The 13,350-nt window shown below is 35.4% G+C and carries 12 protein-coding genes; 10 read left to right on the forward strand and 2 right to left on the reverse strand.

Annotated features, from left to right (window positions below; all coding sequences use genetic code 11):
- Window positions 1–247: 247 nt before the first annotated feature.
- The gene (locus tag LJE08_RS10860; protein ID WP_227403215.1) at window positions 248–2,209 is read right to left on the reverse strand and encodes an oleate hydratase; all 1,962 of its coding nucleotides are present in this window, start codon (window positions 2,207–2,209) and stop codon (window positions 248–250) included.
- A gap of 91 nt (window positions 2,210–2,300) precedes the next feature.
- Window positions 2,301–2,864 (reverse strand): TetR/AcrR family transcriptional regulator, encoded by a 564-nt coding sequence (locus LJE08_RS10865; RefSeq protein WP_227403216.1) that lies wholly within the window; start codon window positions 2,862–2,864, stop codon window positions 2,301–2,303.
- Window positions 2,865–3,238: 374 nt separating this feature from the next.
- Here LJE08_RS10865 and LJE08_RS15110 point away from each other — a divergent pair, with 374 nt between their 5' ends.
- The 10 genes from LJE08_RS15110 to carB all read left to right on the forward strand — a co-directional run.
- Window positions 3,239–3,367, forward strand: coding sequence for a hypothetical protein (locus LJE08_RS15110; RefSeq protein ID WP_255650339.1), 129 nt, complete (start codon window positions 3,239–3,241; stop codon window positions 3,365–3,367).
- Between the two features lie 170 nt (window positions 3,368–3,537).
- Complete coding sequence (locus LJE08_RS10870) at window positions 3,538–4,707, forward strand: AraC family transcriptional regulator (RefSeq protein ID WP_186999716.1); 1,170 nt, start codon at window positions 3,538–3,540, stop codon at window positions 4,705–4,707.
- A gap of 33 nt (window positions 4,708–4,740) precedes the next feature.
- Complete coding sequence (locus LJE08_RS10875; RefSeq protein WP_227403217.1) at window positions 4,741–6,087, forward strand: MATE family efflux transporter; 1,347 nt, start codon at window positions 4,741–4,743, stop codon at window positions 6,085–6,087.
- Between the two features lie 278 nt (window positions 6,088–6,365).
- Window positions 6,366–6,989 (forward strand): Rpn family recombination-promoting nuclease/putative transposase, encoded by a 624-nt coding sequence (locus LJE08_RS10880; RefSeq protein ID WP_227403218.1) that lies wholly within the window; start codon window positions 6,366–6,368, stop codon window positions 6,987–6,989.
- Between the two features lie 243 nt (window positions 6,990–7,232).
- Window positions 7,233–7,856 carry a DUF5052 family protein gene (locus LJE08_RS10885; RefSeq protein ID WP_186999749.1) on the forward strand — a complete coding sequence of 208 codons (624 nt, stop codon included), beginning with the start codon at window positions 7,233–7,235 and terminating at the stop codon, window positions 7,854–7,856.
- 10 nt (window positions 7,857–7,866) lie between these two features.
- Window positions 7,867–8,244 (forward strand): RidA family protein, encoded by a 378-nt coding sequence (locus tag LJE08_RS10890; RefSeq protein ID WP_217256827.1) that lies wholly within the window; start codon window positions 7,867–7,869, stop codon window positions 8,242–8,244.
- 157 nt (window positions 8,245–8,401) lie between these two features.
- Window positions 8,402–9,304 (forward strand): aspartate carbamoyltransferase catalytic subunit, encoded by a 903-nt coding sequence (locus LJE08_RS10895; RefSeq protein WP_040466523.1) that lies wholly within the window; start codon window positions 8,402–8,404, stop codon window positions 9,302–9,304.
- 2 nt (window positions 9,305–9,306) lie between these two features.
- Window positions 9,307–10,572: a dihydroorotase gene (locus LJE08_RS10900; RefSeq protein ID WP_186999751.1), complete on the forward strand. Its 1,266-nt coding sequence runs from the start codon at window positions 9,307–9,309 to the stop codon at window positions 10,570–10,572.
- Between the two features lie 3 nt (window positions 10,573–10,575).
- Window positions 10,576–11,640, forward strand: coding sequence for a glutamine-hydrolyzing carbamoyl-phosphate synthase small subunit (carA, locus tag LJE08_RS10905; protein ID WP_186999752.1), 1,065 nt, complete (start codon window positions 10,576–10,578; stop codon window positions 11,638–11,640).
- Window positions 11,633–13,350, forward strand: a 1,718-nt coding sequence (gene carB, locus LJE08_RS10910) for a carbamoyl-phosphate synthase large subunit (RefSeq protein ID WP_227403219.1), incomplete at its 3' end; no start/stop codon positions are given. The genes carA and carB, both read left to right, overlap by 8 nt.

Consider the following 13,350-nt stretch of genomic DNA (forward strand, 5'->3'; position numbering starts at 1 on the left):
ACTCTAAAAACTTTAAAAAGTTTTTAGAGCAGGTTATAAACGCCTCTAAATAATTACCAATAAACAAATATAGAAAAACAGGTAAAGAGATAGTTGTTCATGTCAAAAAAAGGAAAGAAAAAAGAGCCAATTTGGAGACCCCAAAAGTCGCCCCTAAAATTGACCCTAAAATAGACCCCAAAAATAATGACCCTAATTAAAATTGGTTACCCAGGAAGAAAGTATAGTGCTTTCTTCCTTTTCATTTCTAGTATTTCATATTGCTTTTAATCACATCGTGATCTTTTAATAGTTTTTCAATTACAGTACCCTTGATTGCCTTAAGAATTGGTTTTTTGAATACGTTTAAAGGCCCAAGGTTGATTTCAAGTGGCGATTTACCATCCATTAATTTAACGCTTGAATCTAATAATTCACGTACATCATATACGCTGCCCCAAACTTCTGGAACACCACGATCAACACCCAATAGTCCATATACAGCTTCCATTGCGGTACGTACTGAATATTCAGTTGTAAAGACTGTGTCTCTTGGGGTGTCGGCAAATTGTCCTAAGAAGGCGAAGTTTACACATCCATCAGGGATTATGTCTGGACGATCACCTTTTGTACGTGGCATGAAGAAGGCAGTGATGTATGGCATCATTGTAGGTACGCATCGTGCTGAATTTGTAGCTAATTCTTCAATTTGATCCGTTGGAACACCCAAGTGATATAGCCATTCTTCTGTAATTTCTTTACCAGTACATTCTCTCATTGGCTTTTTAATGTAGTCACCATCAACATCTGTGAATAGTCCATATACCCAAACGCATACTTTGTTTGGATCTTGGTTCTTGAACTGTCCTTGACGATTGATTGTCCAGCTCATTAACCAGCTTGAATCTCTACAAGTGACAATACCTCCAGTAACTGTTTTTCCGCTGCGAGGATCACGCTTACAAATATTTGTGATATAAGGAATAATCTTATCATCTAATGTTGTGACTGTGGCAGATTCCCAGTTTGTCTTTGAAATGTCTGAACAGAATTTTTCTGGATGACCAAAGCTTGGATCTTGTTTTGCGATGTTTTTCCATAAGCTCCAGCATCCACTTGTTCTTACTTCAGCATCTCCATTAGGCGCATGGTCTTGATCTCCATAGATTGTTCCTTCTGTACAGCTTCCGTTTGTCACGAATACTAAATCGTTTTCAGTTAATACAATGCCAGTTTCGGTTCCATTGACTTTGCATTCGATTGTCTTCGCAATTTTTTTGTCACCTACAAATTCAAACTCAACATTTGTGACTTCTGTATTGAATTGGAAGTCTACGCCATGAGCTTCTAGATATTTTTGCATAGGAAGAATCAATGATTCATATTGGTTGTATCTTGTGAATTTTAAGGCGCTGAAATCAGGAAGTCCTGAAATGTGGTGAATGAATCTTTGAAAGTATAATTTCATTTCTAATGCAGAGTGCCAGTTTTCAAACGCAAACATACTTCTCCAATACATCCAGAATGTTGAATCGAATACTTCTTCATCAAATACATCTTCAATTGTCTTATCATATAAGTCTTCGTCTGGTGTCATGAATAATTTTGCGATTTCCATAGCACCCTTTGTACTTAAGTCAAACTTACCATCTGTATGAGCATCTTTTCCTTGGTTGATTGTTGCACGACACAATGAGTAGTTAGGATCATGTTTATTTAACCAATAGTATTCGTCTAGAACGCTAGCCCCTTCAATTTCTAAGGAAGGAATGCTTCGGAATAAATCCCATAAACATTCGAAGTGGTTTTCCATTTCACGTCCACCTCTCATGACATATCCACGAGTGGGATCATAGATTCCATCACATGCACCTCCAGCAATATCCATTGCTTCTAATACGTGGATGTTTTTTCCTGGCATTTGTCCATCACGAACTAAGAAGCAAGCAGCCGCTAGTGCAGCAAGTCCACTACCTACGATATATGCATTCTTATTATCGACGCCAGCTGGCTTTTCTGGGCGGGCAAATGCTTCATAGTTTCCATTAGTGTAGTAAATACCTTTAGAGTTCTTTTCGTATTTTCCTCTTTCTGTATTACGATATTCACTTGTAGATGTCTTTTCTTCTTCTTTCTTTTTATCGTTCACTTTTTTGGCGGTAAATAAAGCAGCACCTGTAGCTGCAGCAGTAAGGCCTGCAATGCCTAATTTTACAGTATTCTTTGACATATACATGTCCTCCTTTTTCTTTATGGCTACATAATAGTGAGAATCAAAATAAAGAACCATAAACAAAAAAAGCAAGATGATAATTTTCTTATCATTTTGCTTCATTTGTAAAGTTTGAAATGGAATTTGCGATAGAACCATGCAAAGTATTGGTCATATTATAGACGATTTCATTATAATCTTCATTCATGCCTTTGCCGATCCAGTCGAGCATAATGCCTACAAAGCTATATTTATAGAAATCGGCAATGAATTGGATTTGTTCTTCTGAAATGTTGGTGCCTTGAGCCTTTTCTCTAACAACCCCTAAAATAAGGTCGTGTACGGTTGTGAACAAAAATCTTTCGATACTGTCTTGTGTTGTAGTGTGATACACATTCAATATGAATGGCTTATTTTGAAGAACGGCTTCAAAAATGGATGTGAGACCTTCTTGCCAAGTGTCGTAGGTCTTATTTCCTTTTAGTGCATTTGTGGCATCATAAATACAAGACCATTCGACAAGGTCATAAATATCTTTAAAGTGATAGTAGAAAGACATTCTTGAAATACCAACATCGTCCGTTAGATCTTTGATGGTAATCTTATCCAATGGTTTCTTTAATAAGAATCTTTTTAGGGATTGCTCTAGAGCAAGTTTAGTTAGGTTTGACATACAAAAATAATAATAAAAAAAGGGTCTCCCGTCAATTCTTAGGAGACCATGAACATTAAATTCTGAGTGGCTGTAACAAACAGAATTTTGCCTTGCCCTAGCTGTAGTAGGGCCCTTTGAATATTGTAGATGTGCTTCTCTCAGGCACACTTATACTATAATTTTATCATTCGTTAATTTAATCAAAACATTTTGTGAAATTTTGGGAAGTGATATAATGCAAGAGGTGGATAATATGCGTATATCCGTAGATGAATCGCAAATGAGTGTATTTTTCTTGGATTGTTTTCGCTTTTATAGGAATGATACAGGATATAATGTTTTTCTGAATCATTGTAGCGTAGATATATATATGAAAATGCGATAATAGAGAAATGTCTTTGGTCACAATAGTGAGTTTGTCGTTAGATGAATTTAAAGAATACTATTATGGGGATGAAAGAACGACAAATTGCAGAATAATTGATAGTGTGATTGTTCCTTTAATTGAAAAAATGAGATAATAAAATACGCTTTATTTATCGTGTAATGTGATAGATGAGGCGTTTTTGTTTACAGAAAAATACTTTACGAATAAACTGTTTGGGTTTATACTTTTTAGTAGATAAATAACTTTCACAACTAAAAAGAACAAAAAATAATAAGGGGCATAAAACTAAGGAGATTTATTTATATGCAAAAGAGAACTACGAATTATTCATTCCAGAAGTTTGGGGATGTATTCTATTCTGTAAATCATAATGCAGGGCATTTGATTGATTATGTTGAAAACGATTTTAAAATCACAAATAAAACGTTTGATTCATTTTATTATTCTAGCGATCCAGTATATTTGGATACGCGTAGTGGAATTATCATGTTAGTGGTGAGTAAAGATGGTAAAAAGTTTGAGGAATATGTGATTCACCGTGTTGTTCGTTTAAAACCAGATATTTATTTTAATTATGTTTCTATCTCAAAAGAGAGTGTGCTTCAAATTCATTATTCAAGTCATGGAATGAATCAGAAGATGATGGAGACTCCGTATTCGTATCAGCCTTTGGTTTCAAAGATGAATTTAAAAGAGATTTTTACATGTTTTTACCAGGTTCGTAAATCGAATTATACATTTCCTGGTGAGTCACATGATTATTATGAATTGACATATATTGATCATGGTACTTTGGATACGACGGTAGATGGTCATAGTTACAGATTGTCTAAATATGATTTGATTTTATATTATCCGGGACAGTTCCATACACAAAGTACAGATAGTCAGAGTACTTGTTCATATCTGACGATTACGTTTGATATGGATAATAAGTTGCCTGGCGATTTAAAGAATCGTGTTTTTCATACGCGAAAAGATATTTATCAAGTGTTGTCTGAATTTATGAAATCCATTCAGTCCGATGGTCATTTGAATTCAGAACTCGTACTATTGTATTTAAAACAGATTCTAATTCTTTTATATCAATTTGATGATGAGGTAGAGGAATCGATTTCTATAACGGCGAATCCGATGCAAGAGCATTATGAGAGTACGTTGTTGAATGAAATTTTGGTTTTTATCAATAATAATGTATATAAACAGTTTACGGTGGAAGATTTGTGTACGAAGTTCTCAATTTCAAGGTCGAGTCTACAGAATTTGTTTAAGTCAAATATTCATATTACGCCAAAACAATATATTTCCAACGTGAAATTGAATCAGGCTAAAATCATGATTCATGAGCATAATCAGACGATTTCAGAAATATCTGATATTTTAGGATTTACTTCCATTCACTACTTTTCTAGAAAGTTTAAATTGCAGTATGGGATTTCTCCAACGGATTATGCCAAGAGCATTTCTCAATAAGTCCAGAAATGGGCTTTTTTTCTTGCGCTAATAGTGTATGATATGTACATGAAAAAGAATCAAATGTTAATGACGTCTGGAACGATTTGGAAACAAATGCTTCTGTTTGCGTTTCCTGTGTTTCTAGGCAATCTATTTCAACAACTTTATAATACCGCGGACTCCTTGATTGTAGGAAACTACTTGGGAAGTTCAAGCCTTGCGGCCGTTACTTCTTGTGGGGAATTGATCTTTTTGTTGACTAGTTTGTTTCAAGGAATATCCGTAGGTGCAGGAGTGGTCATTGCACGCTACTTTGGTGCGAATGATAAAGAAAGAATGCAGAATGCGATTCATACACTTATGGCGTTTGGATTGATTTTTGGGATTGGCTTAACCGTTTTTGGATACTTGTTGGCACCTGTATTGTTAGGGTGGATGTCAACACCCAAAAATGTGATTCATTTATCCACTGTATATCTACAAATTTATTTTTTAGGGTCTTTAGGAATGATTCTATACAATTCTTGTGTAGGTATTATGCAGTCAGTAGGAGATAGCAAACATCCATTATATTTCTTGATTGTATCAAGTTGTGTAAATGTTGTATTGGACATCATATTTGTAGCAGGACTTCATATGAATGTAGAAGGGGCTGCCTTGGCTACGATTCTATCGCAGTTTTTAAGTGCTGCTCTTTGTTTGTATCTATTGATTCGGACAAATGAAAGTCATCAGGTACATCTTTCTGAGATTCGTATACATGCTGATGTAGGTAAGGAAATATTGGAAATGGGGATTCCAACGGGAATTCAGAATAGTTTAATTTCAATATCAAATGTCGTTGTACAATCGAATATCAATTCGTTTGGATCCTTGGCTATGGCTGGTATTGGTACCTATACAAAAATTGAGGGTTTTGCGTTTTTGCCAATCACAAGTTTTATGATGGCTTTAACTACGTTTGTTTCTCAAAATAGAGGAGCCAAAGAATATAAAAGGGCTAGAAAAGGAGCTCATTTTGGACTGGTTTGTTCCGTCAGCTTGGCTGAAACCATAGGGTTATTGATTGCACTGTTTGCTACTCCATTAATGCGTTTATTTGTTGACGATCCAAAAGTAATACAATATGGTGTAGAACGAGCTCATTATGCGACGATTCTATTCTTTTTATTAGCATATAGCCATGGTGTGTCGGCTGTACTTCGTGGAGTAGGAAAGTCTGTGATTCCAATGGTTGTTATGCTTGTATGTTGGTGTCTTGTGCGAGTCACCTTATTAACAATGTTGAACATGCTATTCCATAACATTGTATTTGTATATTTGGTTTATCCATTTACTTGGTCTTTATCAAGTATTGTATTTTTCTTATATTATCGAAAAATTAATTGGAAAGAATAACAAAGAAACCATTCTAGTGTTGGTGTCTAGAATGGTTCCTTTTTGTTTATTATTTTTTTAGGAGAGAGATATGAATATTGGTTTATTTCTATATTCATTGCCTTATCTTTAAGGCACTTATAGAATAACATTCCATGTTGTCATAAATTTAGTATAACTTTGGTAAATGTTGTGAAATCCGATTGAATTATGTGAAATTATCAAAATATACATCTTTTTTGGAAAACCTCAATTTATTTCGTATATGAAATCACATGAATAAATCAAAAGACAAAATTATGAAGGAATTTTTAGAAAACAATACCTATTTTGTCGATTTCTTTAATGCGTACTTCTTTGATGGAGAAAGAGTTCTTAAACCAGAGAATGGTGTAGAACTTGATTCAGAGATGAATGATTCGAATATGGATTTAGAAAAGCATGTGGATGTGATTCGTAAGTACAATGATGGAAATCTTTATAGTGCATTCATTATTGAAAATCAAAGTTGTGTAGATCCTTCAATGGTTGTAAGAGCGGCCGTATATGAATATGTAGCTTATGAGCGAATGTTAAAGAAGTCAAAGAAGAATAAGGCTAAAGAAAAACTACCTATGGTAAACATTCTGGTATTCTATACAGGTGAAAGGCCTTGGAATGCAGCTAGTAAGCTATCAGAACTTGTAGAGGTGGATGAAAGGTTTACAGCTTGTTTCCATGACTACAAAATGAATCTGATTGAAATCAAAGGAAATACTTCATATAATTTTAATGAAGAAGATGTGTATAATCTATTCTATATATGTCGAAGTATTTATGATCAGTCTATTTATGAAGGAACGAGTAATCATTTTGGGCTTGTGAAAAGCAGTGTGTTAAAAATCGTCAAGACATTAACGGATGTAGAATGGTTGGATTTATAAGAATTAGAGGAAAAGGAGGAAATTGAAATGTGTGAAGTTGAAAAGAGATGGCTTGAGGTAAAGCTAAAGGGATGAAAAAAGGAATTGAACGAGGTCGTGAAAAAAAGAGCTTGAAATGTATCAAAAAATGATGAACAAGGAATTTGGAATTAAAGCTATCGCATTCATCTTTTCAGTAAGTGTAGAGCTAATTAAAAAGCTATTGATGAAAGCTTAGAAAATGCATTATAAAATGGGGGAAATATGAATAAGAATATAAAAAGAATAAGTGTAGTATGCTTATGTATATTATTGAGTGGTTGTAGCATGTTTCAATCAGCACTTAATGATATCAAGGGCAATTTAGTAGGTAATGGATACACAATCTATACGTATGATAATTATGGTAGTGAAGTCATGGAGACAAGTGGGGATAAAATCAGTATTACAGGTAATGCGGTAGAGTCTACTTCCTATGATGAAGATGGACGTGTTGTTCGTGGCTATGAATTATCAAGTGTAATTACGATAACGGTAGACGGAAAAGAAATAGAATCATGTGGAGATACTTGTGTTTTTGAACAAAAAGGCTTAACACCGGATGTGGATTTCATACAAGAAGATATTGATTCAAATACACATGGACAAATATCGGACAATACGTCTGTTGCTCGTTTTATCAACAAGTATAAAAATATGTTTGGCAAAGGAAGAATTGTAGTCATTAAATCCCAATTAGGACAGCCAATTGCCGCCTACTCTGGAGATAAGGTGTATTGGAAGATTCCAGATAATTTACCAAAAATGACGAAACTTATGATTGATGGTAAGGCTTTGTATATTCATAGAGCAAATTTTCAAATCATTGATAAAGAATTATTGGATTAGGAGAAACAAAATGAAACAACAAATTAGTAGTACAAAAGGACCTAAGGCATTAGGGCCATATTCAGCAGGGATTGCTACAGAAGGACTTGTATTCTTATCTGGACAATTAGGTGTGAATACAGAAGGAAATTTGGTTAGTGAAGATGTTGTTGAACAAACTCGGAAAGTCTTTGAAAATATTGGTGTATTATTAGAAGCTTCAGGCTTAACATATGATGATATTGTTAAGACAACTGTATTATTGGATGACATGAAAGATTTCGCGAAAGTAAACGAAGAATACGCGAAATACTTTGATGGTATATATCCTACTCGTAGCTGCTTTGAAGTAGCTGCATTACCTAAAAATGCAAAGGTAGAAATTGAGTGTATCGCAATCAAAAAATAGTTAAAACATATATGTCGTAAATAGAGTTCGTTCTTTGATGTATTGAAGAATTTTATTGTTGAAAAATCCATGATTTATGGTAGTATATATAAAAGAGAAATTGGATTTGAAAAGGGACTTTTTAAATCCATTTTTTTAAGGTCACAAGGAGGATTATATGAACAAAAATTCGTTATTATCCATGAGAGATCTGTCAGTTGAAGATATCTATAGCATTCTTGATGATGCTAGACTTTTTAATAGTTCCTTTAAAGATTGGCAATTACCAATGCAGAAAGCATTGGTTGCTAATCTTTTTTTTGAGGCTTCAACTCGAACACATTTCTCATTCGAAAGTGCACAGCACCAATTAGGATGCCAAGTAGCCGATTTTGCGGCAGGAGCATCCAGTGTCACAAAGGGAGAAACTCTTTATGATACAGTAAAGACATTTGAATCAATTGGGTATGACATGGTGGTGATCCGTCATTCTCAAGATGAATATTTTAAAGAATTGGAAAATATCAATATTCCAATTTTAAATGCTGGAGATGGTGCAGGAAACCATCCAACACAATGCTTGTTAGACTTACTAACTATGCAAAATGAGTTTGGCACACTAGAAGGCTTAAATGTAGTAATCTGTGGAGATATCTTACATTCAAGAGTGGCTGCCAGTGATAAAGAAGCTTTAGAAAAATTAGGGTCAACCGTTCGTTTTGCCGGACCAAAAGAATGGGAAAGACCTGGCTATCCAACAATTGACTTCGATGAAGCCATTGAATGGGCAGATGTTGTCATGATGCTTCGTATCCAGAAAGAAAGAGGTTCTGGAATGGCTGGTATGACAGATAGTGAATACTTAGAAAAGTATGGTCTTACAAAAGAACGTTATGCAAGAATGAAAGACAAGGCTATCGTGATGCATCCAGCTCCTGTTAATCGTGGTGTTGAAATTGATACGGATTTAGTGGAAGCTGAAAAATCAAGAATTTTTGAACAAATGCACAATGGTATGTTGGTTAGAAAGGCCGTTATTAAACGTGGATTTGGTTTTGCTCCATTCAAGGAGGAAAAATAAGCATGCGTTTAATCAAAAATGGTCAAGTTTTAATTGACAATTGTGTCGAAAAGAAAGATATTTTAATTGACGAAGGAAAGATCATTCAGATTGATGATTCTATCTTGAAAGACTGTGATACAGTAGATGCTACAGGCTTAACTGTAATTCCAGGATTAGTGGATGTACATGTGCATTTTAGAGAACCTGGACACAGTGAAAAAGAAACCATTCATACAGGTAGTTTAGCGGCGGCACATGGAGGATTTACTTCTGTGTTTGCAATGCCAAATGTCATCCCTTTTCCAGATGATGTGGACACAATGAAAGACTATCAACAATTAATCAAAAAAGAATCTGTTGTACATACATATCCATATGCTTGCATTACATTAGAAGAGGCAAGTAAGGAGGTAGTGGATATGAAGGGCATCAAAGAATTGGGTGTACACTGGTTCAGTGATGATGGTGTTGGGGTAGCTACACCAAAAATCATGAAAGAAGCCATGGAAAAGGCGAAAGAAAATGACTGCATGATTGTAGCTCATACAGAAGATATGAGTTATCGCAGACCAGGGGCTTGTGTACATGACAGTGAAGTTGTGACATCTAAGGGCTGGCTAGGAATTCCAAGTGCTTGTGAAAGTGCACAATTGATTCGTGATTTAGAAATCACAAAAGAAGTAGGAAACGCTTATCACGCTTGCCACATTTCAGCTAAAGAAAGTGTAGAAGCATTAAAAAACGCAAAAGAATCAGGTTCGAATGTAAGTGCTGAAGTTACAGTACACCACTTATTGTTAGAAGATAAAGATGTGGTTGGACCAAACTGGAAAATGAATCCACCTTTAAGAGGTCATGAAGACCGTATGGCTTTGATTGAAGGCTTGGAAAACGGAACATTGGATTGCATTGCCAATGATCATGCACCACACACCTATGAAGAAAAGAAGCGTTCTATGGATAAAGCACCGTTTGGGATTGTTTCATTAGAAAGCGCATTTGCCTTACTATACACAGAGTTTGTTCACCGTCAAAAACGTTGGACATTGGCTCAATTGGTAAATTGGATGTCGGCTGCACCTGCTAAGCGTTTTGGCTTAGAGAATATAGGACAAATTAAAGAAGGCTATAATGCCGATTTGGTTTTAGTAGATTTAGAACATGAATCTTTGATTGACATAGATACATTTGAATCCATGGGGAAAAATACGCCATTTAATGGCTGGAGCGTAAATGCGCAAGTAAAGGAAACCATCGTAGATGGAAAAACAGTATGGAAAGGATAAACTATGGAAAGATTATTAGTATTAGAAGACGGGAGCACATATCGAGGGCGCAGCTTTGGTGGTGAGAACTTCCGTATTGGAGAATTGGTATTCAATACTTCAATGACTGGCTATCAAGAAATTTTAACTGATAATGCATACTGCGGACAAATCGTAATGATGACATATCCATTAATTGGAAATTATGGTATCAATCGTGATGACTATGAAAGTATTGATCCAGCTACATTTGGTCTCGTAGTAAAAGACTATTGCGAACAACCAAGTAACTGGAGAAGTCAGGAAAGTTTAGATCACTTCTTGAAACGTGCAAACATTCCAGGAATCTATGGGGTTGATACTCGTGCAATCTCTCGTAAATTAAGAGATAAAGGAAATATGAAGGCAACTTTATGCAATACCGATGCAGACATTGAAAAGGTTGTAGAAGAATTAAAAAATACAGAACTATTGAAGGATCAAGTATCTTCTGTTTCAACAAAGAAGGTCTATCCTATGCCAAATCGCGGAAAGAAAGTCGTTGTGGTGGATTTTGGTGTAACAATGAGCACATTACGCGATTTATCGAAATGTGGATTGGACTTAATTGTTGTTGAACACGATGCTAGCGTTGAAACAATTATGTCATTCTACCCAGACGGAGTTTGTTTATCAAGCGGGCCAGGCAATCCTTGTGATTTGACTAGCCAGATTGAAGTCGTTAAAGAATTAATGAAACAAACCGTTGTATTCGGTATTGGGCTAGGATATCAATTGATCGCATTAGCTTCAGGTGCAACTGTTTCTAAAATGGGATTTGGACATCACGGATCAAATATTCCAGTTACAGAAATTGCAACAAATAAAGTTAAGATTACTCACCAAAATCATGGATATGCCGTTGATGTAGATAGCTTAGAAGCTGCTTCATTAGAAATGACTTATCAAGCATTAAATGATAAGAGTTGTGAAGGTATTGAACATAAGGAATATCCTGCATTTGGTATTCAATTCTATCCACAAACTGGGGATGCATTATATGGTAAATTTGTAGAAATGATTGAAAAGGGGGATCACAATAATGCCTAAACGTACAGACATTAAAAAAATCTTAGTAATCGGATCTGGACCTATCGTAATTGGACAGGCCGCAGAATTTGACTATGCAGGATCTCAAGCATGTCAATCACTTCGCGAAGAAGGATATGAAGTTATCTTAATTAACTCAAACCCAGCCACAATTATGACCGATTCGACAATTGCGGATCGTGTTTATATTGAACCAATCAATTTGGATTTCGCTAAACGCGTTATCTATAAAGAAAGACCCGATGCCATTTTAGGATCATTGGGTGGTCAAACAGGATTAAACTTAGTTGTAGAATTACATGAAGATGGAATTCTAGACGAATATGGCGTAGAAGTTCTAGGAACTGATTTATTAGCTATCAACCGTGCAGAAGACCGTGAATTGTTCCGTTCTTTAATGCAAGATATCAATGAACCAGTACCAGAAAGTACAATCGTTCATACAATAGAAGAAGCGGTTGCATTCTGTGAAACATTGGGCTATCCAGTCGTAGTTCGTCCAGCTTATACGCTTGGTGGAACGGGTGGAGGTTTCGCCGATGATGAGGCTGAACTTCGTGAAATTTGTGAAGCAGGATTAAAGGCTAGTCCTGTACATCAATGTTTGATTGAACAAAGTATTGCTGGATACAAAGAAATCGAATACGAAGTAATCCGTGATGCGAATGACAACGCAATCGTAGTCTGTAGCATGGAAAACGTAGATCCAGTTGGAATTCATACTGGAGATAGTTTCGTAGTAGCTCCTGTACAAACTCTAACAGATCGTGAAAACGCAATGTTGAGCAGTGCATCACTAAAAATCATTCGTGCATTAAAAATTTGTGGAGGATGTAACGTACAGTTGGCATTAAATCCAAATAGTTTTAAATATTATGTCATCGAAGTTAACCCTCGTGTATCTCGTTCATCTGCTCTAGCTAGTAAGGCAACAGGATATCCAATCGCAAAAATCTCTGCAAAATTGGCTGTAGGATTAACATTAGATGAAATCTTAAACCCAGTTACTAAAAACAGTTATGCATGTTTTGAACCTACTGTTGACTATGTCGTAAGTAAATTTGCACGTTTCCCATTTGATAAATTCCCTAATGCAGATCGTCGATTAGGAACTCAGATGAAGGCAACTGGTGAAGTTATGTCCATTGGACGTACTTTTGAAGAATCTTTCTTGAAAGCGATTCGTTCTTTAGAAATGAAAGTGGATCACTTATACAAAAAAGAAATGGCTGGATTAACGAAAGAAGAATTACTTGAAAAAATCAAGAAGTGTGATGATGAAAGAATCTTTGCGATTACACAATGGATGCGTAATGGATACGATGTAGAAACTGTTATTGATGTAACTAAGATGGATCGTTTCTTCTTATGGCACATTCAAAGAATTCTTGATTTAGAAACATTGATGAATGAAAATCCAAAGGATGTTGCGGTTTTAAGAACATTAAAAGAACACGGATTCTCAGACAGTTACATTGCTCGTAACTGGAACATGAAAGAATTCGACTTATATAACTTGCGTAAAGAAAATGGAATTATTCCAGTTTATAAGAAAGTAGATACTTGTGCGGGTGAATTTGTCAGTGCAACACCATACTTATATTCAAGTTATGATCAGGAAAATGAATCTGAAGTCAGTGATCGTAAAAAAATCATTGTGTTAGGTTCAGGACCAATTCGTATTGGACAAGGTGTTGAGTTTGACTATGC

This window comes from Holdemanella sp. DFI.5.55 (assembly GCF_020593575.1).
In the GTDB taxonomy this organism is placed as follows: Bacteria; Bacillota_I; Bacilli_A; order Erysipelotrichales; family Erysipelotrichaceae; genus Holdemanella; species Holdemanella hominis.

Coding starts and splice junctions, on each gene's coding strand:
- LJE08_RS10865 (WP_227403216.1), bottom strand. CDS start 2,864: ATGTCAAACCTAACTAAACTTGCTCTAGAGCAATCCCTAAAAAGATTC.
- LJE08_RS10880 (WP_227403218.1), top strand. CDS start 6,366: ATGAAGGAATTTTTAGAAAACAATACCTATTTTGTCGATTTCTTTAAT.
- LJE08_RS10890 (WP_217256827.1), top strand. CDS start 7,867: ATGAAACAACAAATTAGTAGTACAAAAGGACCTAAGGCATTAGGGCCA.
- carA (WP_186999752.1), top strand. CDS start 10,576: ATGGAAAGATTATTAGTATTAGAAGACGGGAGCACATATCGAGGGCGC.
- LJE08_RS10895 (WP_040466523.1), top strand. CDS start 8,402: ATGAACAAAAATTCGTTATTATCCATGAGAGATCTGTCAGTTGAAGAT.
- LJE08_RS10900 (WP_186999751.1), top strand. CDS start 9,307: ATGCGTTTAATCAAAAATGGTCAAGTTTTAATTGACAATTGTGTCGAA.
- LJE08_RS10885 (WP_186999749.1), top strand. CDS start 7,233: ATGAATAAGAATATAAAAAGAATAAGTGTAGTATGCTTATGTATATTA.
- LJE08_RS15110 (WP_255650339.1), top strand. CDS start 3,239: ATGTCTTTGGTCACAATAGTGAGTTTGTCGTTAGATGAATTTAAAGAA.
- LJE08_RS10870 (WP_186999716.1), top strand. CDS start 3,538: ATGCAAAAGAGAACTACGAATTATTCATTCCAGAAGTTTGGGGATGTA.
- LJE08_RS10860 (WP_227403215.1), bottom strand. CDS start 2,209: ATGTCAAAGAATACTGTAAAATTAGGCATTGCAGGCCTTACTGCTGCA.